Origin of the sequence: Photobacterium sp. BZF1, from assembly GCF_014349205.1 — a bacterium.
GTDB lineage: Bacteria > Pseudomonadota > Gammaproteobacteria > Enterobacterales > Vibrionaceae > Photobacterium.
Window position 1 is genome coordinate 12952 of the sequence record NZ_JACSOF010000011.1, and the last position, 25481, is coordinate 38432.

A 25481-nucleotide genomic window follows, 5' to 3' on the forward strand; every position below is an offset into this window, starting at 1 on the left:
AATTGCTCTTAGGTTGTTATAGCTGCTCTGGGACCAATACCGTTGGTTTGGCCTCGCCCGACGTTTCCGGGTGATCGAGGGTATAGTGCAGGCCGAGGCTTTCTTTTCGCTCTAGGGCGCAACGGACCATCAGCTCGGCAACCTGAAGTAGGTTACGCAGCTCGAGCAGGTTGTTCGATACTTTGAAGTTGCTGTAGTACTCGTCGGTTTCGTCTTTGAGTAGTTGGATACGGCGCATGGCTCGCTCAAGACGCTTGGTAGTACGGACAATGCCCATGTAGTCCCACATGAAAAGGCGCAGCTCGTGCCAGTTGTGCTGGATCACGACTTCTTCATCAGAGCAGCTGACCTGGCTTTCATCCCAGCAAGGCAGGGAAGGCGGCAACTCGACGCTTGCCATTTTTTCAGCAATGCTTTCAGCCGCTGACCATGCATAGACCACACACTCCAGCAATGAGTTGGAGGCCATACGGTTGGCGCCGTGTAGGCCGGTATAGCTCACTTCGCCGATAGCATATAGGCCATCAAGGTCGGTCTGGCCCTGTTTGTCGACAACAACACCGCCACAGGTGTAGTGGGCGGCAGGAACAATAGGGATTGGCTCTTTGGTGATATCAATACTGAAGGTAAGCAGCTTCTCGTAAATAGTCGGGAAGTGCTTGGTGACGAACTCGGCCGGTTTATGGCTGATGTCGAGGTACATGCAATCGGCACCGAGGCGCTTCATTTCGAAGTCGATGGCGCGGGCAACCACATCGCGTGGAGCCAGTTCGCCCCGTTCATCGAAATCTTTCATAAACCGTGAACCGTCCGGGCGGCGCAGGTAGGCGCCTTCACCGCGCAGGGCTTCGGTGAGCAGGAAGTTACGGGCGTCTGGGTGGAACAGGCAAGTAGGGTGGAATTGGTTGAATTCGAGGTTGGCGACACGGCAACCTGCACGCCAGGCCATGGCGATGCCATCACCAGATGAAACATCCGGGTTGGAAGTATATTGGTAGACCTTAGAGGCCCCACCGGTTGCCAGTACGACAAACTTGGCTCTGACCGTCTCTACCGCTTCGAGGTTACGGTTCCAGACATAGGCTCCCAGTATCCGGTTCGGCTGGTCGGTATGGCCCAGTTTGTGGCTGGTGATCAGGTCAAGGGCATTATGGCGTTCCAGCACCTCGATATTTGGGTGGTTGTGAACATTATCCTGTAATGAATTCTGTACTGCCATTCCGGTGGCATCGGCAGCGTGAAGAATACGGCGGTGGCTGTGCCCACCTTCGCGGGTCAAATGGTAACGCGGCGCATCATCGCTGTCGCTTTCCTCGCGGTCAAATGGGACCCCGCCATCGATCAGCCATTGGACACAGTGCTTGGCATTCTCGGCAATGAAGCGCACTACGTCTTCGTCACATAAATGTGCACCGGCAATCTGGGTGTCCTCGACGTGGGAGTCGACACTGTCAGACTCATCGAAGACAGCGGCAATGCCGCCTTGGGCATAGAAGGTTGCCCCTTCGCTACGCGGTCCCTTGCTCAGGACGATCACTTTACCCATGGGTGCCAGTCGAAGGGCCAGTGACAGTCCTGCTGCACCACTACCAACAACAAGTACATCGCATTGATGTTCACGGTTTTCGTTCATAATGATTTCATATCCCTGTGGTAATCCCACTATCTTACCAAATTCCACTCATTTTGTTCATTTTTGACGGATGGTTCACAAATCACCCTTCATAAGCGATATAATGCACAAATCAGCGTTATCAAAGCGTGCATCGAGCAGTCATACTGCTTTAATACAATGGAAAAATCGCGCACTATTATTGAGAAATTATGTTTTCGTCGGGAACTTTGCCAGTAACCCCGGGTCTTAAATAGTGCTCACGCTCATACATTTTTATCATATTGTTTTGATTGAGCATGCCCGTCATAGCTAGGCGGGTTTGGCACAAGGTGTACTAGCAAGAAGAGTTTGTTTTTTGGTTTTTAGCCGGAACAACTGATAAAAGTGCGGGTGAAATTGATATAGGAGTACACGCTCGAATGAGCGAGCAGCAAACTGATCAGGTATTAATTGAGCGGGTACAGCGTGGTGACAAGCAGGCATTTAACTTACTGGTAGTGAAATACCAGAACAAAGTGTGCAACCTGGTTGCCAGATATGTCAGCAACTCTGGTGATGTGCCGGATGTCGCTCAGGAAGCATTTATTAAGGCGTACCGGGCTTTGCCTACCTTCCGGGGGGAGAGTGCGTTTTATACATGGCTGTATCGTATTGCTGTCAATACAGCAAAAAACTATTTAGTGGCTCAGGGGCGCCGTCCGCCTGCCTCCGATGTGGATGCAGAGGATGCGGAATATTATGAAAGTGGCAATGCACTGAAAGAAATTTCGAACCCTGAGAACCAAATGTTGTCTGATGAATTAAGGCGGGTAGTTTTCAGTACCATTGAAGGATTACCGGATGATCTCAAAACTGCGATCACCTTACGCGAGCTGGAAGGCTTAAGCTATGAGGAAATTGCAGAGGTCATGGGGTGTCCCGTCGGTACAGTTCGCTCCCGAATATTTCGTGCGCGAGAGGCGGTTGAAAAACGTATTCGACCTCTTACACAGCGATAGTGTTGGGCCAAACGGTGAAAAAGATGGCTGATAAAGAAAAAATCTCGTCATTGCTTGATGGCGAAGAGCTGGATCAGGGCATTATTAATGCATTGGCTGTCGATGAAGACAGTCAGCAGACCTGGCGGAACTTCAACCTTATTGGTGATGTGATGCGCGGGGAAGCACCGCAAAACAAGGAATGGGATATTGCGGCTAAGGTAGCACTGGCGCTGGAAGATGAACCTGCTCATACAGGTCAGATACAGGCAGAGCCTGCCTCTGTGGTCTCGATTGCCACGGCGCGTGAGGCGCGGGTTGAGGAATCTCAGCCGACACCTCAGCAAGCCAAACGTAAAATGCCGGCTTGGTTAACCCAATTCGGACAGGTCGCGGTTGCCGCAAGTGTTTCTCTGGCAGTGATTGTTGGTGTCCAACAATACAACGGCGGTGAAGAGTCTTTGACTACGTCGACAGGGGAAGCACAACTACCCGTTTTAGAAACTATTCCGTTTGCGGGCACTGCTGAACCTGTAAGTTTGACACGTGATTCTGTTCGCTCGAACCGCCATGCCGGACCGAGTGAAGAGCAGGTGATGGAACAACGTCGCCGCATCAATGCCATGCTACAGGATTATGAATTACAGCTTCGACTCAACGCGGAAGACGGTTCTATTGACCGTACTATGCTCGAAGTGAATTAATCGATGGCGGATAAATGAAGAGACTCCTGGTCGGTGTATTGACACTGGTCAGCCTCGCGATGCCGTGCCAAGCCTCTGCGGAAGAACCAGTTTCTTCTGCCGAGGCTTTGTTGCATCAAATGGACGAGGCTAGCCGTAAGCTCAGTTATGAGCTGTCGTATATCTTAATCAAGAAAAACAGTATCGAACCCCTGCGTTATCGCCATGCTCTGGAAGATGGCGAGACCTATGCACACCTTGTTTACCTCAGTGGCCCACCCCGTGAGGTGATCCAGCGAGGTGATGAAGTTAGCTACTTCGAACCAGGGTTGGACCCGTTCACCATCGACAGCAACAAGATGGTGGCGCCCTTGCCGCCGATCATGAAAACCGACATCAATGAGCTGGCTGGCTACTACGACTTTATCTCGATGGGGCGTGCCCGAGAGGCAGGCGTAGCCTGTGATGTGGTGCGGATTGCGCCTAAAGATGGTGCCCGCTATTCCTACCTGTTGTGGATTGATACTCGCAGCAAATTGGTGATGCGTGCCGACTTGCTGGACCGTGACGGCGAGCCGCTGGAGCAGTACCGCGCGGTATCGTATGTCATCAACCCGAAAGTGGCCGATGTACTGAAAAGCCTGAAAACGGTTGAGCTACCCGCCGTAGTGCAACTACCTCCTCAGCCACAGGCCGAACTTGATTGGCAGGTGAACTGGCTGCCGCAAGGGTTCGAGTCGATTTCCCGTAACCGTCACCGGCTGATGATGACCGAGCGCCCAGTCGAGAGCAAAATGTACAGCGATGGCCTGTTCAGTTTCTCCATTTATATCTCTTCGGCAGATAACTTTACTGTTAGGGAGCAATTGGTGCGCCAAGGCCGCCGTACCCTGCACAGCTATCTGATGAACGACAAAGAAGTCACGGTGGTTGGGGACATCCCTCCAGCAACAGCACGCCGGGTGGCGGAGTCTGTGGTGTTTGATGCGGCGGGGAGCCAAACCCCATGATGCGCTCCCTCGCTGAAGTGATTGCTGCCAAGCCCGGCGAGATCACTGTCAGCTGCCAGCAGCAAACGAGTTGCGGCAGCTGTGCTTCCCGCGATAGCTGCGGTACCGGCATTGTCAGCAAGGCATTGCCGGGACGCCAGCACCAACTCAAAATAGCGACCGATAAACCGGCCAAGGTCGGTGATGTGGTCGAAATCGGTTTGTCCGAACGCAGTATGCTTCATTCCGCCGCACTGGTTTATGTGCTGCCTTTGCTATGCTTAGTGCTAGGTGCAGCACTGGGCCAGTGGTGGTTTGTGGTGCTGGCTGGTGGCGGAGAGTTGGGAGTGATCCTGACTGCGCTTGGCTGTGCAGCCTTTGGTTTATGGCTGGCAAGGCGTCTGGCGGTGCGGGTTGAAGGGGATTTAGCCTACAAACCTCACCTTATTCGGGTACTGGGAAGTCCGGTTTCTGCAGAGTTGGCGATAAATGGCGCATCGAAAGATAGCGACTAGCGGCGAAATTCGGTAGAATCCGTCAACTTGATCTGTAGATCCCATTCATTTATTAATCACGAGTTAGTCACGCCAATTCATGAAGCACATTCGTAACTTTTCGATTATTGCACATATCGACCATGGTAAGTCGACCCTATCCGACCGTCTGATTCAAGTCTGTGGCGGCCTTTCCGATCGTGAAATGGCTGCTCAGGTTCTTGATTCCATGGATCTTGAACGCGAACGCGGTATTACCATCAAGGCTCAGAGCGTGACGCTCGACTATAAAGCCAAAGATGGTGAAACCTATCAGCTTAACTTTATCGACACCCCGGGACACGTAGACTTCTCATACGAAGTATCTCGCTCCCTGGCGGCCTGTGAAGGTGCGCTGCTGGTAGTTGATGCCGGCCAAGGGGTAGAAGCCCAGACATTGGCTAACTGTTACACCGCCATCGAAATGGATCTGGAAGTAGTGCCAATCTTGAACAAGATTGACCTACCAGCAGCCGATCCTGAGCGCGTAGCAGAAGAGATTGAAGAAATCGTTGGTATCGACGCCCTGGAAGCAACTCGCTGTTCAGCGAAGACCGGTTTGGGTGTTGAGGATGTTCTAGAGAACATCGTTACTGCGATCCCTGCGCCGGAAGGCGACCCTGAAGCACCGCTTCAGGCACTGATCATCGACTCTTGGTTCGATAACTACCTTGGTGTTGTTTCTTTGGTTCGTATCAAAAACGGTCAACTGAAGAAGAATGACAAGATCAAGGTTATGAGTACTGGCCAGGTTTGGGGTGTAGACCGTATCGGTATCTTCACACCGAAACAGGTTGATACAGATATCCTGCGTACCGGTGAGGTAGGTTGGGTTGTTTGTGGTATCAAGGACATCCTTGGTGCGCCAGTCGGTGATACCTTGACTCATGCCAAGCATGGCAGTGAGACACCGTTGCCAGGTTTCCAGAAAGTGAAGCCGCAGGTTTACGCTGGCCTATTCCCGGTATCTTCTGACGATTACGAGAACTTCCGTGATGCACTGGGCAAGCTGAGCCTGAATGATGCTTCGCTGTTCTACGAGCCAGAAAGCTCTGCAGCACTGGGCTTCGGTTTCCGTTGTGGCTTCCTGGGGATGCTACACATGGAAATCATCCAGGAGCGCTTGGAGCGTGAATACGACCTGGATCTGATCACCACGGCACCGACAGTAGTGTACGAGGTGAAGAAGACCGATGGCACCCAGATCTACGTTGATAGCCCGTCTAAGCTACCGGCTGTGAATGACATTGAAGTTGTCGGTGAGCCTATCGCCCGCTGTAACATCCTGGTACCGAGTGAATACCTGGGTAACGTGATCACACTATGTGTTGAGAAGCGTGGTATGCAGGTGGATATGGTTTACCACGGCAACCAGGTTGCTCTGACATACGATATCCCGATGTCAGAAGTTGTTCTGGATTTCTTCGACCGCCTGAAGTCAACGTCTCGTGGCTACGCGTCACTGGATTACAACTTCCAGCGCTATGAAGAATCTGACATGGTGCGTGTTGATATCCTGCTTAACGGCGACCGTGTTGATGCGCTGGCGATTATCACTCACAAAGATAATGCCCAGTACCGTGGTCGTGATCTGGTTGAGAAGATGAAGGAATTCATTCCTCGCCAGATGTTTGATATCGCCATCCAGGCGGCTATCGGTAACCACATCATCGCGCGTTCGACGGTGAAGCAGTTGCGTAAGAACGTTATCGCCAAGTGTTACGGTGGTGACGTGAGCCGTAAGAAGAAACTCCTGCAGAAGCAGAAGGAAGGTAAGAAGCGAATGAAGCAGATCGGTAATGTTGAACTGCCACAGGAAGCTTTCCTTGCTATCTTGCACGTAGGTAAAGACAAGTAATTATAACTTATTGTTATCTCTGGACGCTTTTGTGTTCACCTTGCTACCATTAGCAAAGACATTGATAACAAAATCAATGCAGCAGGCCCGTCTTGCTGCATTGTTATATCGAGTGGGCTGTAACGGCATACGCTGCTGCCGCCCACTCGGTAATTGATATAAGTAGGGAAGATAATGGCAAATACTTTTTCGCTTATCCTGGTGCTGGCAACATTGGTGACCGGGATCATTTGGGCTTTGGATAAATTTATCTGGGCGCCAAAACGTCAATTGAAAATTGAAGCGGCGGCAGTCAATGCCGGCGATCAGGTGGATGCTAAAACCCTACAGGCCGTGGCACCGCAACCGAGCTGGGTAGAATCTGCCAGTTCGATGTTTCCGGTGATCGCGCTCATTATGGTATTTCGCTCATTTATTTATGAGCCGTTCCAGATCCCATCCGGTTCGATGATGCCAACCTTGCTGGTTGGTGATTTTATTCTGGTTGAGAAGTTTGCCTACGGTCTGAAAGACCCGGTTTTCCGTCATCAAATGATTGAAACCGGTGAGCCAGAACGTGGTGATATCGTGGTATTCAAGTACCCGCCTCAGCCAAACATCGATTACATCAAGCGTGTTGTTGGCTTGCCGGGCGATACCGTTCGCTACAGTGCCCACAAGCAAATTTGTGTGGCAGCGAAAGGGTCTAACGAGTGTAAGCCAGTACCGTTGACAGAGATGACCGACAGCGAATTTAGCCAGGGCATGACCCGTTTGGTGCAGTTCAACGAGCAGTTGGGCGAGCATGAGCACCAAATTCTAGTTCATCCGCTTAAGCGTGACCGTACATTGGCTTATCAGCCACGTCCGGGTGTTAGCGAGTGGGTGGTACCAGAAGGCCAGTATTTCGTGATGGGTGATAACCGCGACAACAGTGCAGATAGCCGTTACTGGGGCTTCGTACCTGAAGCTAACCTAGTAGGCAAAGCGGTCGGGATCTGGATCAGCTTTGAGTTTGAACGAGGTGCTGACAGTGCACTTCCATCTTGGATTCCTACCGGTGTGCGATTCAATCGCATCGGTGGCATAAACTGATCGGGAAAAAATGACCACTCCTGCAAACAGACTTCAGCGTAAGCTGGGTTACCAATTTAACAATCTAGACTTGCTGACTTTGGCACTGACACACCGCAGTGCCAACGGGACACACAACGAACGCCTTGAGTTCCTGGGTGACTCGATCCTCAGCTTCGTGATCGCTGACGACCTTTACCACCGCTTCCCGGCAGTGGATGAGGGCGATATGAGCCGCATGCGTGCCACCTTGGTGCGTGGTAAGACATTGGCAGAGCTGGGCCGTGAGTTCGACTTAGGTGATCACTTGCTGCTTGGCCCAGGTGAGCTCAAGAGCGGTGGTTTCCGCCGTGATTCGATCCTGGCCGACTGTGTCGAGGCAATCATCGGTGCTATCTACCTTGATAGCGATATCGAAAATGTCCGCGGTATCGTGCTGCGTTGGTACCAGTCTCGCCTTGAAACGATCAAGCCGGGTATCAACCAGAAAGATCCAAAAACCCGCCTGCAGGAATGCCTGCAGGGTCGTCGCCAGCCATTGCCAGTTTATACTGTGACTAAGGTACATGGTGAGGCACACAACCAAGAGTTTACGGTGCAGTGTGAAGTGGCAGGTTTGGAGAAACCTGTTATCGGTAAAGGCGGCAGTCGGCGCAAGGCAGAGCAGGCAGCGGCAGAAATTGCACTTAAGCAGTTGGAATCATGACAGATAAGCAACATTGTGGCTTTATTGCCATCGTCGGTCGCCCGAATGTTGGTAAATCGACGCTCCTGAACCGTTTGGTCGGCCAGAAGCTCTCTATCACTTCGCGTAAACCACAGACCACACGCCACCGCATTATGGGTGTTGATACCCGTGACGGTTACCAGGCGGTTTACGTTGATACCCCGGGTCTTCACATCGAAGAAAAGCGTACCATCAACCGTTTGATGAACCGTGCAGCTAGCAGCTCGCTGACCGATGTTGAGTTGGTGCTGTTCTTGGTTGACGGCACCATGTGGACCAAAGACGACGAGATGGTACTCAACAAGCTGGCCAAGTCGGGCCTGCGTACGGTGCTGTTGGTCAACAAGGTCGACAACGTCAAAGACAAGCATGAGCTGTTCCCGCACCTGCAGGAGCTGTCGAGCAAGATGGAATTTGTCGATGTGGTGCCGGTATCGGCGAAGCACGGCACTAACATCGATGCGGTTGAAAAGATCGTTCGTGAACATTTGCCGGAATGTGAGTACTACTTCCCTGAGGAGTATGTCACAGACCGCTCCCAGCGTTTCATGGCATCTGAGATCATCCGTGAGAAGCTGATGCGCTTTACCGGTGACGAGCTTCCGTACTCTATCACGGTAGAAATCGAGCGCTTTGACTACAACCCAGATACCGACGGCTTTGATATCAATGGCCTGATCCTGGTTGAGCGTAAGGGCCAGAAGAAAATGGTGATCGGCAAGGGTGGCGACAAGATCAAGACCATCGGCCGCGAAGCACGTATCGACATGGAAGACCTATTCGAGCGCAAGGTTTACCTTGAGCTATGGGTGAAAGTGAAATCCGGTTGGGCGGATGATGAACGAGCCCTGCGTAGCCTAGGCTATATTGACGATCTATAAGGTAGCGAATGGAAGGGCTTCAGCGTTGTTTTGTCCTTCATACTCGTCCTTATAGCGAGACGAGCCTGATCCTCGACGTCTTTAGCGAGGACTCGGGCCGTCTTACCCTTCTTTCGAAGGGGGCGCGCCGCAAGCGCTCCAACCTCAAAGGGGCGCTCCAGCCTTTTACCCCACTTTTCATGAAATGGTCCGGCAAGGGCACCATGCCCGTATTAACCCATGCCGAGCCGATCAGTATCGGCCTGCCTATGCGCAGCTATATCCTTTATTCTGCCATGTACGTCAATGAATTGTTGGCGCGGGTGCTGGAAACCGATACCCCTTACCCCGTGTTGTTTCTGGATTACCTGAATGTGCTGCGTGAACTGGCACAGGCGGAGAATCCAGAGCCTGCACTGCGCCGTTTTGAACTGGCTTTGCTGGATCATCTCGGCTATGGTGTGGACTTCCTCCATTGTGCGGGCAGCGGCCTGCCGGTGGATGACACCATGACTTATAACTACCGGGAACAGCGCGGGTTTATTGCCTCGCTGACGGTCGGGCAGCTGACCTTCACCGGTGGACAACTCAAGGCGATTGCCGCAAGGCGGTTCGAGAACCCGGATCAGCTCCGGGCAGCGAAGCGCTTTACCCGTATCGCTCTGAAGCCTTATCTTGGCGGCAAACCATTAAAAAGCAGGGAATTGTTTATCCCTAGAGGAAGGAGTACCGGAAAATGAACAACATCTTACTCGGCGTGAATATCGACCATATTGCGACTCTACGTAATGCACGTGGCACCCGTTATCCTGATCCGGTGCATGCGGCTGAGGTGGCTGAGCGTGCCGGAGCTGACGGTATTACCATCCACCTGCGCGAAGACCGCCGCCATATCACTGATCGCGACGTACGCATTCTGCGCGAGACTATCCAGACCCGCATGAACCTTGAAATGGCCGTGACCGATGAGATGGTCCAGATCGCACTGGATACCAAACCGGAATTCGTTTGCCTGGTACCAGAGAAGCGTGAAGAGCTGACTACCGAAGGCGGCTTGGATGTGGCGGGCCAGCTAGAGAAAATCAAAGCGGCAACTGCAACGCTGACTGAAGCTGGAATCAAAGTTTCTCTGTTCATCGATGCAGACCGTGCCCAGATTGATGCGGCAGTTGCCTGTGGCGCACCTTACATCGAGCTACATACCGGTCATTACGCCGATGCCGAAACAGAAGAAGAGCAGCAGGCAGAGCTGAAGAAGATTGCTGCGGCTGCAAGTTACGCAGATGATCAGGGTATCAAGGTCAACGCCGGCCATGGCCTGACTTACCACAACGTCAAGCCAATCGCGGCATTGCCTGAACTGTACGAGCTCAATATCGGCCACTCTATCATTGGCCGCGCGGTGTTTGATGGTTTGGAAAAAGCCGTTGCAGACATGCGTGCTGAAATGCTGAGTGCCCGCCGTTAATGGCGATTGTTGGCCTAGGAACTGACATCGCTGATATCGAGCGGGTGGAGAAAGCCTTCGCCCGTACCGGCGATGCCTTTGCCCAGCGCCTGCTGGCCCCGAGTGAGTACGAGGTTTACCAATCCCTCAAACAGCAGGGTCGCTATTTGGCCAAGCGCTTTGCGGTCAAGGAAGCAGCCTCGAAAGCACTGGGCACAGGTATTGCCTGCGGGGTCACCTTCCATGACTTTACCGTGACCAACGACGAGCGCGGCAAGCCCCTGCTGGCCTTGTCGGGCAAGGCCGCAGAGTTAGCCGAAGCAATGGGCGTCAACCACGTCCACCTGACGATTGCCGACGAGAAAAAGTACGCAGTCGCGACGGTGGTGTTGGAAACCTAAAGCGGCACTGGGAAGAGCGGGCCCTAGGCTCTGGGGCTAAGCAAAGAAGCTTGGCCATTGGTAAAATGGCTAGAGGCCAAAGGAAAAGCAAGAGCTTGACGTGGTTAGGCTCTTGCAAACAACCTGGTTCGCCCATCGCCCATCGCCCATCGCCCATCGCCCATCGCCCATCGCCCATCGCCCATCGCCTCGCTTAGTGCCTATAAGCCTTAGACGCCTTCACCACATTGTTCATCTCATCGATGAGCTCAAACAGCTCCGGTTCGATGTCCTCGGTGCTGGCACCGGCCTTGAGCTCGGTTTCGATGGTGTGGCACAGGCTCTTGAGGCGCGGTACGCCGCTATAGGCACAGCTACCGTGAAGCTTGTGGATTGGCGGCCACAGCTCGATATCTTTGCCGTCGAGCGCTTCGTTGACCAGCATCTCTACCTCAGGCATGAAGTCGAGAAGCATCTGCAACATATCTTTGGCTAGCTCTTCCTTACCCGCGGCTTGTTTCAAGGCCAATTCCCAATCCCAGCTCACATTGCTGTTGACTGGCGTTGGTGCCTCACTTTTGCCTTCCTCTGTTTCAGTTTGCTCTGGTGCTGGCGCATCGAGCTCGAGTACTGGCTTGTCGTGTGGTGTGGTCCATTTGGCGAGGATCTGCTGCAGGATCCGCTCTTCGATAGGTTTGGTCAGGTAATCATCCATGCCGGCTTCAATCAGGCGCTCGCGCTCACCGGCCATCGCATGGGCAGTCACGGCAATGACAGGGGTTGAGTGGTTAAGATCCGTTTTATGGATTTCCTGACAGGCGGTGACACCATCCATTTCCGGCATCTGGATATCCATAAAGATCAAATCGAACTCTTTCTGGTGGGCATACTCCACGGCCTTGCGGCCACCACTGGCGGTGATCACCGTTTCGACCCGCTCGCACAACAGGGCTGAAATCAGCTTGAGGTTGGCCGGGTTATCATCGACAGCCATGACAGTCAGAGGCTGGATGTTTGGTGCCTCGGCGGTAATTGGCTGCGGCTCTGGCTCACTGAACTGATCCGGTTCGCTGACTAATGCCTCAAACAGTTTGCGGTGACCCAGCGGCTTCGGCAAGCAAGAGGTAACCCCGGCATTGATCAGGCGCTCAGAGAGTGCCAGTTCGGTGGTTGGCAGGCTGACGATCACTTTTTCGCTTAACTGCTCGGCCTTGAAGACCTGATCGAGCAAGGTGGCGATGGGTGGCTGTTCGCCCGGAGACAGGTTGAGCAAGGCAAAGTCATGCTGCTCGGCATCATCCGGCATGCTTGAACGGTACGTGACATGGATACCGGCACGGATCAAACGCTGCTGGATCACCGATGCTGCTTGCATGTTCGGCTCGATAAGCAGCAGTTTCTTGTTCATCAGCGTGTGGGTGTCAATAGGCTGCGACACCGGCAAATCGGTCTTGTTGAGGCGCAGGCTGAACCAGAAGGTCGAGCCTTGGTGCAGACGGGAGGTCAGGCTGACTTCACCGCCCATCTGGCTCACCAGTTTCTGGGTGATGACAAGGCCTAGTCCGGTACCGCCATATCGGCGGGAGATGCTGGCATCAGCCTGGCTAAAGGCCTGGAATAGCTGGGCTTGCTGGCGCTCGGAGATCCCGATACCGGTATCACGCACCATAAATTGCAATTCGAGGCTCTCGTCACGGTCGGTTTTGAGTTCGACCGAGACATCGATGTTGCCGCGTTCGGTAAATTTGACCGCGTTACCAATCAGGTTGGTCAGTACCTGCTGGATACGCAGCGGGTCGCCGATCATACCGCTCGGAATGCGGTGGTCGACTTTGAGGGTTAGCTCGAGCCCTTTTTCGTGGGCACTTGGGGCCAGTAGTTTCATGACCTCATCGAGGGACTCGGTAAAGTCGAACGGGATGTTTTCAAGCAACAGCTTACCGGCTTCCAGCTTGGAGAAGTCGAGAATGTCGTTGATGATGGTCAGCAGGTTGTTGGCTGACTTCTCGATTGTCTGCAGGTAGTCCTGCTGGCTGGTACTCAGGCGCGTTTTGAGCATCTGCCGGGTAAAGCCAATGACCCCGTTGAGCGGGGTACGTAGCTCGTGCGACATATTGGCCAGGAATTCGGATTTCACCCGAGCCGCCTCTTGCGCACGTTTCTTCGCGATATCCAGTTCGACGTTCTGAATTTCAAGCTGCTCCAGCGTTTCACGCAGATCCGAGGTGGCCTGATCGATACTCTGTTGCATCTCGATATGGTATTCAGACAGCGAAATCGCCATTGCATTGATACCGTTTTTCAACGTATCCAGCTCGCCCAGCAGTTGGCCTTCGATACGGACATCGAGGTGGCCACGGCGGATCCGGTCGACCACGCTCACCATGTGCGAGATAGGGCGGGTGACGTCTTTCATCAAGCGGTAGGCAAACAGCGATGACAGCGTCAGGCCCAGCAGTAGTACCATCAGGGCGGTGAACACTTCCTGGTACTGTTGCAGGCGCAGGGCACTCAAGTCGAGTTCGAGGGCTATGTAACCAAGGGTTTCGGCTTGGTAGCCGGGAATAGATGAGTTACTGAACTGGCCCTCTTTGAGGATGGGGGCCCGCAGGATCAGTGAATTTTCGTTGAGCCTAGTTTCCAGAAGCAGCGGTATCGGTTGATCCTCTGGGTACATCAACGCCTCGAAATTACGGTGGAAATTCGAGGTTACGAACAGCTCGTTTTTGGTATTAAAGACCGCAATACTGCGCACGATTTGTGAGTGCTTGCGGTGGGCGTAGCTGATCAACCGGCGCACAGCCTCACGGTTTTGATCGGCCATGCCATATTCGCTGGAGATCGCCAAGGGCTCGATAATGCTGGCACCGGTCGAGATAAGCTGGTGTTCAAGATCGCGATATCGGCTCATAGTAAAAAATGCGCTCAAAAGCAGGCCAATAATCAGCGTCGGTGCTAATGTCAGGGTGAATACCCTGGCACGAAGTCCATATTTGGTCATGGTTCTCTTAATTACAAGAATGCGATTCTATGGGACAATTATCCCATCTATGGCCGCTAGCTTAATGAAAGTCAGGCTATTCGACAATCAACTCATCCCAAACTGTTGTTGAAATCACCAGTTTGGGCAAATTGCTCCGTGGGTCCAATTACTATGGCACGCTTTTTCAAGCCTCAGAAACGAAAATTAACCGATACCAAGCATAAAGAAATTACCATCAGCCGGCTCGACCACCTTGGTGCCGGTATCGGCCACCTCGACCGCAAGCCGGTTTTTGTCGAGGGGGTGTTGCCAGGAGAGAAGGCAATCATCCAGCTGACGGAAGACAAAAAGCAGTTTGCCAGGGCCAAAGTGATCCGCCGCCTTAGCGACAGCGAAGAGCGTGTTGCGCCGGCCTGTCCTATCTATGACCAATGTGGTGGTTGTAACCTGCAGCATTTATCCCATCAGGGTCAGGTGGCTGCCAAGCAGCAATCGTTGGGCGAGCTAATGGGCAAGTTTGCCCGTACCGGCGAGCAGGTCGAGCAAGTTGCCCCGATCACAAGTGATGAATGGCAATACCGCCGCTGTGCCCGACTTAGCATTATGCCAAAAGGTGGTGAGCTAAAGGTGGGTTTTCGCAAGAAGCAAAGCAAGGAAATTGTCGACGTTGAACATTGTCCGGTGCTGGCGCAATCACTGAATGAACTTTTGCCGCCATTGCGGAGTCTGTTATCCCAGCTGAAAGGCCGTAAGCACCTTGGCCATGTCGAGCTAGTGGAAGCCGACAATGGCCGTGTGGTACTTATCCGTCACCTGCAGCCTTTTTCTGACAAAGACATGACCGCCATCCGTCAGTTTGCTGACCAACACCAGCTAATGTTGTACCTGGCCCCCACTTCTGATGCGATTGATAGCATTTCCGGGCCAGCACCATATTATGAGTTGGATGGCTTGGAGCTGGTTTTCTCGCCGAAGGATTTTATCCAGGTTAACCGTGAGGTGAACCAGAAGATGGTCGCACAGGCTATGGACTGGTTGGCTGTCGGACCTGATGACCGGGTGCTTGATCTATTCTGTGGGCTTGGTAACTTCAGTCTACCGCTCGCAAAGCAAGCAAAAGCACTGGTTGGTGTTGAAGGCGTCGACGAGATGGTGCATCGTGCATCTGAGAATGCAAAAAATAATCAACAGGTTAATGCTGAGTTTTATCAAGCCAACCTGGAAGAAGATGTCACGACAAAGTCGTGGGCAAAAGAAAAGTTCAGTAAGGTCCTGCTGGATCCTGCCCGGGCCGGTGCAGCTGGCGTTATGCAGCACGTGGTAAATTTGGGCCCGGAGCGGGTGGTGTATGTCTCCTGTAATCCAGCAACGCTGGCACGAGACAGCCAGGTATTACTGAAGCAAGGTTATCAGTTGGAACGGTTGGGTATGATGGACATGTTCCCCCATACCGGACATTTGGAGTCGATGGCGTTATTTATCAAGCGATAGGCTCACATTACTAGAGTAAACAGGATAGAAAAATGGTCGCAGTTCGCGGTGCGCATTTAAAGGAAAATGATACATTCGAGCTTTCTTCGTGGGTTGATAGCCTCAAGCTAGATGCCAAGGTCACCAAGCATCTAGCCAAGACCTATCAGCGATGTATCGATTTAACGACAGAGGACGAGCGCGCGTCATTATTGCTATGGCGTGGTCGCGAGATGGTCGAGATCCTGGTAACGCTTAGCATGGACAAAGATACGCTGGTGGCTGCTTTGCTGTTCCCATTGGTGGAAGCCGGCGTATATAGCCCAGAGCAGCTCAAGGAAGACTACAACAATACAATTTTGCAGATGGTCACTGGTGTTGGCCAGATGGCGGCTATCGGCCAGCTCAACGCCACCAAGGAAGGTGCCGAGCAGTCTGCGCAAGTCGATAATATCCGCCGTATGCTGCTGTCGATGGTCGATGACTTCCGCTGCGTGGTCATCAAACTGGCCGAGCGGATCTGTAACCTGCGTGAAGTAAAAGACGAGCCGGATGAGGTGCGTAGGGCGGCAGCCAAAGAGTGTGCCAACATCTATGCACCACTGGCAAACCGCCTGGGTATCGGTCAGCTCAAGTGGGAAATAGAAGACTACGCTTTCCGCTACCGCCACCCGGACACTTACAAGCAGATTGCCAAGCAGCTGTCCGAGCGCCGTATTGACCGCGAGCAATACATCGAGCACTTCGTGACGGACTTGGCCGATGACATGAAAGCCTCGGCGATCAAGGCCGATGTGCAGGGGCGTCCGAAGCATATCTACAGCATCTGGCGCAAGATGCAGAAAAAGAGCCTGGCATTCGACGAGCTGTTCGATGTCCGTGCGGTGCGGATCATTGCTGACGAAATACAGGACTGTTATGCCGCGCTGGGTATCGTCCATACCAAGTACCGCCACCTGCCAAAAGAGTTTGACGACTATGTCGCCAACCCGAAACCTAATGGTTACCAGTCAATTCACACCGTGGTGCTGGGGCCGGAAGGCAAGACAATAGAGATCCAGATCCGTACCAAGCAGATGCACGAGGAGTCGGAGCTGGGGGTTGCGGCCCACTGGAAGTACAAGGAAAGTGGGTCATCGTCTGGCGGTGCCAAGTCATCTTACGACGAGAAAATCAACTGGCTGCGTAAGCTATTGGCTTGGCAGGAAGAGATGTCCGACTCGGGCGAGATGCTCGAAGAGCTGCGTAGCCAGGTCTTTGACGACCGAGTCTATGCCTTTACCCCAAAAGGCGATGTGGTCGACTTGCCGCTTGATGCCACGCCGTTGGATTTCGCTTACCACATCCACTCTGAAGTTGGCCACCGCTGTATTGGTGCCAAGGTCGAAGGGCGCATTGTGCCATTCACTTACAATTTGCAGATGGGTGACCAGGTCGAGATCATCACCCAGAAAGAGCCGAACCCGTCGCGTGACTGGTTGAACCCGAACCTTGGGTTTGTGAACTCTAGCCGCGCCCGTTCGAAGGTCCATGCTTGGTTCCGTAAGCAGGACCGCGACAAGAACATCTTGGCAGGCCGTGAGATCTTGGAAATCGAACTGGTCAAGATCGGCGCCACCATGAAAGATGCCGAGGCCTATGCGCTCAAGCGCTTCAACGTCAATTCGGCTGATGAGCTTTTTGCCGGTATCGGAAGTGGTGACTTGCGTATCAACCAGGTTATCAACCACATCAATGCCCTGGTCAACAAGCCGACTGCCGAGGAAGAAGACCAGCAGTTGCTTGAGAAGCTGACTGAGGCCAGCAGTAAGACGGCAACAACCAAAAAACCGCAGCGAGATGCTGTGGTGGTGGAAGGGGTCGATAACCTGATGACCCACCTTGCCCGTTGTTGCCAGCCAATTCCAGGTGATGACATTCAGGGCTTCGTGACGCAGGGGCGGGGGATTTCGGTTCACCGCAGTGACTGTGAGCAGCTTGAAGAACTGCGCCATGTCGCGCCGGAGCGTATTATCGATACGGTATGGGGCGGCGGCTTTGTTGGCAATTACCACATCACGGTAAGGGTCACGGCGGCAGAGCGTAACGGTCTGCTCAAAGAGCTGACCAATACCTTGGCCAACGAGAAGGTCAAAGTGGCGGGCATGAAGAGCCGGGTCGACTACAAGAAGCAGATGTCGATCATGGACTTTGATATCGAGCTGACCGATCTGGAAGTACTGAGCCGGGTACTCAAGCGTATCGAGCAAGTGAGAGACGTTGCTGAAGCGAAAAGGCTACACTAAACGGTATTATGATTAATGACAAAAGCGGGAGCCGAGGCTGCCGCTTTTTCTTTTGCAGACAGAGAATAATCCAATGAGTAAAACACAGCGCCCTATCGAACAATTGGTAGCGATCATGGCCAAGCTACGTGACCCGCAAAATGGCTGCCCGTGGGATTTGAAGCAGACCTTTGCCACGATTGTGCCGCATACCCTGGAAGAAGCCTATGAAGTGGCTGATGCGATTGAGCAGCAGAATTGGGATGATGTCCGGGAAGAGCTGGGTGATTTGCTGTTCCAGGTGATTTTCTACAGCCAGCTGGGCAAGGAGCAAGGGCTGTTTGACTTTGATGATGTAGTGGAAGGGATCAATGAAAAGCTGACCCGCCGGCATCCCCATGTCTTTGCGGATACCAAGTTTGCCAGTGAGGCCGACATCAACGCCAACTGGGAAGCGGAGAAAGCCAAGGAGCGTTCGAGCAAGGGCTGTGATGAGAGTATCCTTGCGAATATCCCCCGTGCAATGCCAGCTTTGATCCGCGCTGATAAAATTCAAAAGCGTTGTGCTAAGCATGGCTTTGACTGGGACACCTTGGGCCCGGTGGTCGGTAAGGTCCAGGAAGAGATCGAAGAGGTGATGGAAGAAGTCATCCAGGTGTCACCCGATCAGGGTAAAATCGAAGAAGAAATGGGTGATCTGCTGTTTGCTGTCGCCAATTTCAGCCGTCATGTAAAGGTCAAACCGGAAGTGGCCTTAGCGCGAGCCAACCAAAAATTCGAGCGCCGGTTTCGCGAAGTGGAGAAAACTGTGCTAGAAAGAGGGAAGCGCCTTGACGATTGCTCGCTCGATTATCTCGATGCTATCTGGGACGAAGTGAAACAGCGTGAGCAGAAGTAATATTGAGCGGGGTGGCTTGATGGTGACCAATGGCAGCATTGAGTGGACAATCAATAGTCACCCAGTTTAGTAGAATTGATTTGAAACAAAAAAAAACCAAACGTGCTGTGATAGTTTTCACGTTGTGGCAATAAAGTGTGTCTGGTATACTAATTTCCCGTCCAGATACTTTTTATATCCTCTATACCAATCTTCCAGGTAAAACATGACAACGAATTACATTTTTGTTACGGGCGGGGTCGTATCCTCACTAGGTAAAGGTATTGCTGCAGCATCGCTGGCGGCTATTCTAGAAGCACGTGGTCTGAAAGTGACCATGATGAAACTAGACCCTTACATCAACGTTGACCCAGGCACAATGAGCCCAATTCAACATGGTGAAGTATTCGTAACGGAAGACGGTGCAGAGACTGACCTTGACCTAGGTCACTATGAGCGTTTCATCCGTACCAAGATGACTAAGCGCAACAACTTCACTGCGGGCCGCGTTTACGCTGATGTACTGCGTAAAGAGCGTCGTGGTGACTACCTAGGTGCAACGATTCAGGTTATCCCACACATCACCAACGCCATCAAAGAGCGTGTTATTGCTGGTGCAGAAGGCCACGACGTTGCTATCGTCGAAGTGGGCGGCACAGTAGGTGATATCGAATCTCTACCATTTATGGAAGCTATCCGTCAGCTAGCTGTTGAACTGGGCCGCGAGCGCGCAATGTTCATGCACCTGACGCTAGTACCATACCTGGCAGCGGCTGGTGAAGTGAAAACTAAGCCAACCCAGCATTCTGTGAAAGAACTGCTTTCTATCGGTATTCAGCCAGACATCCTTGTATGTCGTTCTGACCGTATGATCCCTGCTAACGAGCGTGCCAAGATTGCACTGTTCTGTAATGTTCAGGAAAAAGCAGTTATCTCAATGAAAGACGTAGATTCTATCTACAAGATCCCACAGCTTATCAAGGCTCAGGGTCTTGACGACTTGGTATGTCAGCGTTTCGGCATTACTGCGCCGGAAGCTGATCTTTCTGAGTGGGAACAAGTGATCTACGAAGAAGCGAACCCAACTGCCGAAGTCGTTATCGGTATGGTGGGTAAGTACATCGAACTACCAGACGCGTACAAGTCAGTGAACGAGGCGCTTAAGCATGCAGGCCTGAAGAACCGCCTGTCTGTGAAGATCAAGTATGTTGACTCTCAAGATGTTGAGAGCAAAGGCGAGGAAGCCCTACAAGGCCTTGACGCTATCTTGGTTCCTGGTGGTTTCGGCGGCCGTGGTGTAGAAGGTAAGATCCTAACTGCACAGTACGCCCGTGAAAACAAAATCCCTTACCTTGGCATCTGCCTAGGTATGCAGGTTGCACTGATCGAGTTTGCTCGAAATGTCGCTGGCCTTGAAGGCGCTCACTCTACTGAGTTCAATGCTGACACCAAGAACCCTGTTGTTGGCCTGATCACTGAGTGGGTTGATGGCGAAGGTAACGTTGAAGAGCGTACCGAGAAGTCTGACCTTGGCGGTACTATGCGCCTGGGCTCTCAGCTATGTCACTTAGCTGAAGGTTCTAAAGCGCGTGAGCTATACGGTAACCCAACAATTCACGAGCGTCACCGTCACCGCTACGAAGTAAACAACAACCTACTTCCTCAACTAGAGAAAGCAGGTCTTAAGATTTCTGGTCTGTCTGCAGACAAGAAATTGGTGGAAATCATTGAGATCCCGAACCACCCATGGTTTGTGGCTGCTCAGTTCCACCCTGAGTTCACCTCAACGCCTCGCGATGGCCACCCTCTATTTGAAGGCTTCGTGAAAGCGGCTGGTGCAAACCAGCGTGGTGAGCTTAACAAGTAAGGATTACGGATAGCTGTGGCAGTGATGGCTGCAGCTATTTTTTTAGCTTTTAATTTGAAGATAAAGCAAGAGGAAACACAATGTCTAAGATCGTTAAAGTTCTAGGTCGTGAAATCATTGACTCACGTGGTAACCCAACTGTAGAAGCTGAAGTTCACCTAGAAGGCGGTTTCGTAGGTATGGCTGCTGCACCATCTGGTGCATCAACTGGTTCTCGTGAAGCTCTTGAGCTACGCGACGGTGACAAGTCTCGTTTCCTAGGTAAAGGTGTTCTTAAAGCTGTTGAAGCTGTGAACGGCCCAATCGCGGAAGCTCTAGTAGGTAAAGACGCTAAAGCACAAGCTGAAATCGACCAGATCATGCTTGACCTAGACGGCACTGAAAACAAGTCTAACTTCGGTGCAAACGCAATCCTAGCTGTATCTCTAGCGAACGCTAAAGCTGCTGCAGCAGCTAAAGGCATGCCTCTATACGAGCACATCGCTGAGCTAAACGGTACTGCTGGTCAGTTCTCTATGCCTCTACCAATGATGAACATCATCAACGGTGGTGAGCACGCTGATAACAACGTTGACATCCAAGAGTTCATGATCCAGCCAGTTGGCGCGAAGACTCTTAAAGAAGGTCTACGTATCGGTGCTGAAGTATTCCACAACCTAGCTAAAGTTCTTAAGTCTAAAGGCATGAGCACTGCTGTAGGTGACGAAGGTGGTTTCGCTCCTAACCTAGAGTCAAACGCTGCTGCTCTAGCTGCAATCAAAGAAGCTGTTGAGCTAGCTGGCTACGAGCTAGGCAAAGACGTTACTCTTGCTATGGACTGTGCTGCATCTGAGTTCTTCGACAAAGAAGCTGGCAACTACAACATGAAAGGCGAAGGTAAGATCTTCACTTCTGAAGAGTTCAACCACTACCTAGCTGGTCTAGTTGCTGAGTACCCAATCGTTTCTATCGAAGACGGTCTAGACGAGTCTGACTGGGATGGCTTCAAGCACCAGACTGAACTACTAGGCGACAAGATCCAGCTAGTAGGTGACGATCTATTCGTTACTAACACTAAGATCCTTGCTCAAGGTATCGAGAAAGGCGTTGCTAACTCTATCCTTATCAAGTTCAACCAGATCGGTTCTCTAACTGAAACTCTAGCTGCTATCAAGATGGCTAAAGACGCTGGTTACACTGCAGTTATCTCTCACCGTTCTGGTGAAACTGAAGATGCAACTATCGCTGACCTAGCGGTAGGTACTGCTGCTGGCCAGATCAAGACTGGTTCTATGAGCCGTTCTGACCGTGTTGCTAAGTACAACCAGCTAATCCGTATCGAAGAAGCGCTAGGTGAGAAAGCACCTTACAACGGTCTTAAAGAAGTTAAAGGCCAAGCTTAATTAAAAGCTGCGCATCGGGGTAACCCGAGCCGATACTAAAAACCGCCCATCATGGGCGGTTTTTTTATGGGCGAATGGTTGCTTGGGGGCCTATAGCCCCTAGTGTCAGAGTGCAACTTATGGGATTATTACCAGCGGCTTGACACGTCTTTGTGTTTCAATCTGTTATGATTAGATTAATTTCTTAACCATTGCCAAGAGGGCGCAATGCGATTGTTAAACCTCCTGCTGCTGGCAATCCTCGGCTGGTTACAATATGACTTCTGGCTCGGCAAAAACGGCATGGCCGACTACCTTGCGGTGCGTGATAACGTTGCGGTGCAGCAACAGGCCAACGCCGAATTGGTTCAACGTAACCAGCAGATGTATTTCGAAATTCATGACTTGCACCGTGGTCAGGAAGCTATCGAAGAGCGGGCCCGTAACGAGCTGGGTATGATCGGAACGGGCGAGACCTTTTTCCGCATTGTCAGTGATTGAATTCCATGAAAGAAAAATTGATCGCAGTCGTTCCGGCTGCTGGCGTCGGTAGCCGGATGGCTGCTGACCGACCGAAACAGTACTTGCACATTGCTGGCAAGACGATTCTCGAACATACCATTGACCGTTTGTTGCAGCATCCGATGATAGAGCGCGTCGTTGTTGCTATTAGCGAGCAGGATCCATACTTCCCAACCTTGTCGTTGGCGGAGAACCCAAAGGTAACGCGTGTTGACGGTGGCGCCGAGCGCGCTGACTCTGTCTTTTCTGGTTTGGCAGCGATTGATGATCCTAGTGCTTGGGTGCTGGTCCATGACGCCGCTCGCCCATGTTTGCGCCAGCAGGACCTGCAAAGGTTGATTGATGAAGCACAGGCTAGCGATTATGGCGCTATCTTGGCAGCGCCAGTGCGCGATACCATGAAGCGCGGCAATGGTCAGCAAGCTATCGCGGTGACGGTTGAACGCAGCGACCTCTGGCATGCCTTAACGCCACAGATGTTCCGGGCAGGCCAGTTGAAGCAGGCACTGGAAAAAGCGCTGGATGATGGGGCGGTCGTGACCGATGAAGCTTCGGCCCTGGAGCATTGTGGCATGGCACCTAAGTTAGTGGCGGGGCGGGCTGATAATCTGAAGGTGACCCAACCGGAAGATCTCGCTATCGCGGAATTTTATCTGCAACACTTATTGAAGGAAGAGCAATGATGCGAATTGGACACGGTTTTGACGTGCATAAATTTGGTGGCGAAGGGCCGGTAATTATCGGAGGCATTGCTATTCCTTACGAACAGGGCCTGATTGCACATTCTGACGGTGATGTCGCGCTGCATGCAGTTTGCGACGCCTTGCTGGGGGCTATTGGTGCGGGTGATATAGGCCGTCACTTCCCTGATACCGATGCGGAGTGGGAAGGGGCTGACAGCCGTATGCTGCTGCGCGATGTATACCGTAAAGTTAAAGCGAAAGGCTACACCTTGGGTAACGTGGATGTCACTATTATTGCCCAGGCCCCTAAAATGGCACCGCACATTGATGCAATGTGCCAGGCTATCGCCGAGGATTTGGAAACTGATATTGAGAATGTCAATGTCAAAGCGACCACCTCGGAGCGTCTAGGTTTTACCGGGCGTAAAGAAGGCATCGCCTGTGAAGCGGTTGTGCTGATCAACAAAGAATAAATCGGGTAGGGCGATATAGCCTTGCCTTCTGGCATCTCGGTGCTGCTAAAGAATGGTGTAATTATGTCTACGGTAATGGACAACTTCAGCTGGTTGTATGGAAAACCAAGCTGTCAGGGCCGCATTAAGGTTGAGCCTGAAGATTTTGTAGTAAAGGAAAACCTTGGCTTTGAGTTTGCCTGTGTGGGCGAGCATTTTATGGTGAAGATCCGTAAAACCGGAGAAAACACCAAATATGTCGTCAATGAGCTAGCTAAAGCCTGTGGTGTGAAATCACGTGATGTCAGTTGGGCTGGCTTGAAAGACCGTCACGCGGTGACCGAGCAATGGCTCAGCGTTCATTTACCGGGCAAGCCGGACCCTGACTTGGCACAGTTCGTGGCTGAGCACCCGGGTGTTGAAGTGCTTGAAACTGCACGCCATGATAAAAAGCTCCGTCCGGGGGATTTGAGCGGCAACTGGTTCCAACTGACGCTGCGCGAGCTTGACCAGCCAGAGGATGTGTTAGCCCGGCTTGCTCAGGTACAGCAACTCGGTGTCCCGAACTACTTCGGCGAACAGCGTTTTGGTCATGGCGGTAACAATGTCACCAAGGCCCGTGCCTGGGGTAATGACGAATTTCGTGTGCGCGACAAGAGCAAGCGTAGCTTCTACCTGTCTGCAGCGCGCTCATGGATGTTTAATTTAATCTTGTCTGCCCGTATCGAACAGCACACTGTCCATACTGTTATGGATGGCGACCTGCTGGACGTCGAGGGTGATGATCGCGATCGTTTGGTTGAGGCTGATATTGCACAGTGGCAGCAAGCCGTAGATAACGGGACGGCCTCTATCACTGCACCAATGATGGGGGATAATGCCCTGCCGACCAGCGGCCAGGCGGAAGCGTTTGAAATGGCTATTGCCGAGCAAGAGCCGCATCTACTGAAGCTAGTTCGAGACAACCGCATGCGTCATGAACGCCGTCCACTGCTACTTAAACCGCAGGACATGGCCTGGCAGCAAGATGGCGATAAGGTAACCGTTTCTTTTGCCCTACCGGCGGGCTGTTTTGCCACTGCGGTGGTTCGCGAGCTCATGGTTGAGCTGCAACAACAGGAAGGATACGATGCGAATTCTGATCAGTAACGACGATGGTATCTTTGCCGAGGGGATCAACACCTTGGCAGCTGTCCTGAGTGAAATTGGCGAGGTAACGGTGGTTGCCCCGGACCGCAATCGCTCAGGGGCATCAAACTCATTGACCTTGGATAACCCGCTGCGGATCCGCCACGAAGGCGAACAGCGGATCTCAGTGGAAGGGACACCGACAGATTGTGTCCATTTTGCACTGAACGAATGGCTCGATGACCGTCCTGATGTCGTGGTTGCCGGCATCAACCATGGTGCCAACCTCGGTGATGATGTGCTGTACTCCGGTACGGTAGCGGCGGCAACAGAAGGCCATTTCCTTGGCGTGCCGGCGATAGCTGTCTCCTTGGTCGGGCACCAACATTTTGATACCGCGGCGCAAGTGGTGAAGCAAGTACTGCAAAAAATGCAGTCAGCACCCTTGCCGAGCAATAAAATTTTAAATATCAACGTACCGGATGTCGCTTATTCTGAGTTGGGGAGCTGGCAGGTAACCCGTCTTGGTGCCCGTCACCGAGCTGAGAATATGGTAAAAGGCACCGATCCCCGGGGCAAGGAGCTCTATTGGTTGGGGCCTCCGGGTCCTTGCCAGGATGCCGGTCCGGGTACTGATTTTTACGCTATTGAACAGCAGTGTGTGTCGATAACGCCACTGCAGGTCGACCTTACCGCGCATGATGCGCTGGCAGGGCTTGGCTCTTGGATTGAGCAACAGGAGAAATAGTCGC

General features: G+C 52.4%; 23 protein-coding genes. 21 read left to right on the forward strand and 2 right to left on the reverse strand.

All coding sequences use genetic code 11. The annotated features are described in order from the left end of the window. Window positions 1-16: 16 nt before the first annotated feature. Entirely contained in the window at window positions 17-1633 is a 1617-nt protein-coding gene (gene nadB, locus BIZ37_RS03805; protein ID WP_187460385.1) for an L-aspartate oxidase, read from the reverse strand. 401 nt (window positions 1634-2034) lie between these two features. Here nadB and rpoE point away from each other — a divergent pair, with 401 nt between their 5' ends. From rpoE to acpS, 11 genes are all read left to right on the forward strand, one after another. Beyond that, entirely contained in the window at window positions 2035-2613 is a 579-nt protein-coding gene (gene rpoE, locus BIZ37_RS03810) for an RNA polymerase sigma factor RpoE (RefSeq protein WP_039465260.1), read from the forward strand. Window positions 2614-2636: 23 nt separating this feature from the next. Then, window positions 2637-3296 carry an RseA family anti-sigma factor gene (locus tag BIZ37_RS03815; RefSeq protein ID WP_187460386.1) on the forward strand — a complete coding sequence of 220 codons (660 nt, stop codon included), beginning with the start codon at window positions 2637-2639 and terminating at the stop codon, window positions 3294-3296. Between the two features lie 14 nt (window positions 3297-3310). Next, entirely contained in the window at window positions 3311-4285 is a 975-nt protein-coding gene (rseB, locus tag BIZ37_RS03820; protein WP_107300915.1) for a sigma-E factor regulatory protein RseB, read from the forward strand. Then, window positions 4282-4779, forward strand: coding sequence for a SoxR reducing system RseC family protein (locus BIZ37_RS03825; protein ID WP_107300916.1), 498 nt, complete (start codon window positions 4282-4284; stop codon window positions 4777-4779). The genes rseB and BIZ37_RS03825 overlap by 4 nt, the downstream gene beginning before the upstream one ends. A gap of 79 nt (window positions 4780-4858) precedes the next feature. Then, window positions 4859-6655, forward strand: a complete 1797-nt coding sequence (gene lepA, locus BIZ37_RS03830; protein ID WP_107300917.1) for a translation elongation factor 4 — start codon at window positions 4859-4861, stop codon at window positions 6653-6655. Between the two features lie 174 nt (window positions 6656-6829). Next, complete coding sequence (lepB, locus tag BIZ37_RS03835; RefSeq protein ID WP_187460387.1) at window positions 6830-7729, forward strand: signal peptidase I; 900 nt, start codon at window positions 6830-6832, stop codon at window positions 7727-7729. Window positions 7730-7739: 10 nt separating this feature from the next. Beyond that, window positions 7740-8414: a ribonuclease III gene (gene rnc / locus BIZ37_RS03840; protein ID WP_107300919.1), complete on the forward strand. Its 675-nt coding sequence runs from the start codon at window positions 7740-7742 to the stop codon at window positions 8412-8414. Continuing rightward, entirely contained in the window at window positions 8411-9316 is a 906-nt protein-coding gene (gene era / locus BIZ37_RS03845; RefSeq protein WP_107300920.1) for a GTPase Era, read from the forward strand. The genes rnc and era overlap by 4 nt, the downstream gene beginning before the upstream one ends. An 8-nt stretch (window positions 9317-9324) precedes the next feature. Continuing rightward, on the forward strand, window positions 9325-10035 hold the full coding sequence (gene recO / locus BIZ37_RS03850; RefSeq protein WP_187460388.1) for a DNA repair protein RecO: 711 nt from the start codon (window positions 9325-9327) through the stop codon (window positions 10033-10035). Next, on the forward strand, window positions 10032-10763 hold the full coding sequence (gene pdxJ, locus BIZ37_RS03855; RefSeq protein WP_044622515.1) for a pyridoxine 5'-phosphate synthase: 732 nt from the start codon (window positions 10032-10034) through the stop codon (window positions 10761-10763). The genes recO and pdxJ overlap by 4 nt, the downstream gene beginning before the upstream one ends. Then, window positions 10763-11143: a holo-ACP synthase gene (acpS, locus tag BIZ37_RS03860; protein WP_187460389.1), complete on the forward strand. Its 381-nt coding sequence runs from the start codon at window positions 10763-10765 to the stop codon at window positions 11141-11143. The genes pdxJ and acpS overlap by 1 nt, the downstream gene beginning before the upstream one ends. 193 nt (window positions 11144-11336) lie before the next feature. Here acpS and barA read toward each other — a convergent pair whose 3' ends face one another. Further along, a complete protein-coding gene (gene barA / locus BIZ37_RS03865) occupies window positions 11337-14123 on the reverse strand; it encodes a two-component sensor histidine kinase BarA (protein ID WP_187460390.1) in 2787 nt (928 codons plus the stop codon). 153 nt (window positions 14124-14276) lie between these two features. On the opposite strand from barA, the gene rlmD reads away from it, so the two are divergent. From rlmD to surE, 10 genes are all read left to right on the forward strand, one after another. Continuing rightward, entirely contained in the window at window positions 14277-15596 is a 1320-nt protein-coding gene (rlmD, locus tag BIZ37_RS03870) for a 23S rRNA (uracil(1939)-C(5))-methyltransferase RlmD (RefSeq protein WP_107300818.1), read from the forward strand. A gap of 32 nt (window positions 15597-15628) precedes the next feature. Next, the gene (gene relA, locus BIZ37_RS03875; protein ID WP_187460391.1) at window positions 15629-17860 is read left to right on the forward strand and encodes a GTP diphosphokinase; all 2232 of its coding nucleotides are present in this window, start codon (window positions 15629-15631) and stop codon (window positions 17858-17860) included. Window positions 17861-17933: 73 nt separating this feature from the next. Continuing rightward, window positions 17934-18737 (forward strand): nucleoside triphosphate pyrophosphohydrolase, encoded by an 804-nt coding sequence (gene mazG / locus BIZ37_RS03880; protein WP_187460392.1) that lies wholly within the window; start codon window positions 17934-17936, stop codon window positions 18735-18737. A 205-nt stretch (window positions 18738-18942) separates the two neighbouring features. Next, window positions 18943-20583 (forward strand): CTP synthase, encoded by a 1641-nt coding sequence (locus BIZ37_RS03885; protein WP_107300815.1) that lies wholly within the window; start codon window positions 18943-18945, stop codon window positions 20581-20583. Between the two features lie 80 nt (window positions 20584-20663). Further along, window positions 20664-21965, forward strand: a complete 1302-nt coding sequence (eno, locus tag BIZ37_RS03890) for a phosphopyruvate hydratase (RefSeq protein ID WP_044622522.1) — start codon at window positions 20664-20666, stop codon at window positions 21963-21965. Window positions 21966-22172: 207 nt separating this feature from the next. Beyond that, window positions 22173-22445 (forward strand): cell division protein FtsB, encoded by a 273-nt coding sequence (gene ftsB, locus BIZ37_RS03895; protein ID WP_107300813.1) that lies wholly within the window; start codon window positions 22173-22175, stop codon window positions 22443-22445. Between the two features lie 5 nt (window positions 22446-22450). Then, window positions 22451-23149, forward strand: a complete 699-nt coding sequence (gene ispD, locus BIZ37_RS03900; protein ID WP_187460393.1) for a 2-C-methyl-D-erythritol 4-phosphate cytidylyltransferase — start codon at window positions 22451-22453, stop codon at window positions 23147-23149. Next, window positions 23149-23622 (forward strand): 2-C-methyl-D-erythritol 2,4-cyclodiphosphate synthase, encoded by a 474-nt coding sequence (gene ispF / locus BIZ37_RS03905; protein ID WP_107300822.1) that lies wholly within the window; start codon window positions 23149-23151, stop codon window positions 23620-23622. The genes ispD and ispF overlap by 1 nt, the downstream gene beginning before the upstream one ends. A gap of 63 nt (window positions 23623-23685) precedes the next feature. Further along, window positions 23686-24750 (forward strand): tRNA pseudouridine(13) synthase TruD, encoded by a 1065-nt coding sequence (gene truD, locus BIZ37_RS03910; RefSeq protein WP_187460394.1) that lies wholly within the window; start codon window positions 23686-23688, stop codon window positions 24748-24750. After that, entirely contained in the window at window positions 24731-25477 is a 747-nt protein-coding gene (gene surE / locus BIZ37_RS03915; RefSeq protein WP_187460395.1) for a 5'/3'-nucleotidase SurE, read from the forward strand. The genes truD and surE overlap by 20 nt, the downstream gene beginning before the upstream one ends. Window positions 25478-25481: the final 4 nt, after the last annotated feature.

Bases quoted from the DNA above. Each gene is read 5' to 3' on its own strand.
- nadB (WP_187460385.1), bottom strand. From the start codon at position 1,633: ATGAACGAAAACCGTGAACATCAATGCGATGTACTTGTTGTTGGTAGT.
- rpoE (WP_039465260.1), top strand. From the start codon at position 2,035: ATGAGCGAGCAGCAAACTGATCAGGTATTAATTGAGCGGGTACAGCGT.
- BIZ37_RS03815 (WP_187460386.1), top strand. From the start codon at position 2,637: ATGGCTGATAAAGAAAAAATCTCGTCATTGCTTGATGGCGAAGAGCTG.
- rseB (WP_107300915.1), top strand. From the start codon at position 3,311: ATGAAGAGACTCCTGGTCGGTGTATTGACACTGGTCAGCCTCGCGATG.
- BIZ37_RS03825 (WP_107300916.1), top strand. From the start codon at position 4,282: ATGATGCGCTCCCTCGCTGAAGTGATTGCTGCCAAGCCCGGCGAGATC.
- lepA (WP_107300917.1), top strand. From the start codon at position 4,859: ATGAAGCACATTCGTAACTTTTCGATTATTGCACATATCGACCATGGT.
- lepB (WP_187460387.1), top strand. From the start codon at position 6,830: ATGGCAAATACTTTTTCGCTTATCCTGGTGCTGGCAACATTGGTGACC.
- rnc (WP_107300919.1), top strand. From the start codon at position 7,740: ATGACCACTCCTGCAAACAGACTTCAGCGTAAGCTGGGTTACCAATTT.
- era (WP_107300920.1), top strand. From the start codon at position 8,411: ATGACAGATAAGCAACATTGTGGCTTTATTGCCATCGTCGGTCGCCCG.
- recO (WP_187460388.1), top strand. From the start codon at position 9,325: ATGGAAGGGCTTCAGCGTTGTTTTGTCCTTCATACTCGTCCTTATAGC.
- pdxJ (WP_044622515.1), top strand. From the start codon at position 10,032: ATGAACAACATCTTACTCGGCGTGAATATCGACCATATTGCGACTCTA.
- acpS (WP_187460389.1), top strand. From the start codon at position 10,763: ATGGCGATTGTTGGCCTAGGAACTGACATCGCTGATATCGAGCGGGTG.
- barA (WP_187460390.1), bottom strand. From the start codon at position 14,123: ATGACCAAATATGGACTTCGTGCCAGGGTATTCACCCTGACATTAGCA.
- rlmD (WP_107300818.1), top strand. From the start codon at position 14,277: ATGGCACGCTTTTTCAAGCCTCAGAAACGAAAATTAACCGATACCAAG.
- relA (WP_187460391.1), top strand. From the start codon at position 15,629: ATGGTCGCAGTTCGCGGTGCGCATTTAAAGGAAAATGATACATTCGAG.
- mazG (WP_187460392.1), top strand. From the start codon at position 17,934: ATGAGTAAAACACAGCGCCCTATCGAACAATTGGTAGCGATCATGGCC.
- BIZ37_RS03885 (WP_107300815.1), top strand. From the start codon at position 18,943: ATGACAACGAATTACATTTTTGTTACGGGCGGGGTCGTATCCTCACTA.
- eno (WP_044622522.1), top strand. From the start codon at position 20,664: ATGTCTAAGATCGTTAAAGTTCTAGGTCGTGAAATCATTGACTCACGT.
- ftsB (WP_107300813.1), top strand. From the start codon at position 22,173: ATGCGATTGTTAAACCTCCTGCTGCTGGCAATCCTCGGCTGGTTACAA.
- ispD (WP_187460393.1), top strand. From the start codon at position 22,451: ATGAAAGAAAAATTGATCGCAGTCGTTCCGGCTGCTGGCGTCGGTAGC.
- ispF (WP_107300822.1), top strand. From the start codon at position 23,149: ATGCGAATTGGACACGGTTTTGACGTGCATAAATTTGGTGGCGAAGGG.
- truD (WP_187460394.1), top strand. From the start codon at position 23,686: ATGTCTACGGTAATGGACAACTTCAGCTGGTTGTATGGAAAACCAAGC.
- surE (WP_187460395.1), top strand. From the start codon at position 24,731: ATGCGAATTCTGATCAGTAACGACGATGGTATCTTTGCCGAGGGGATC.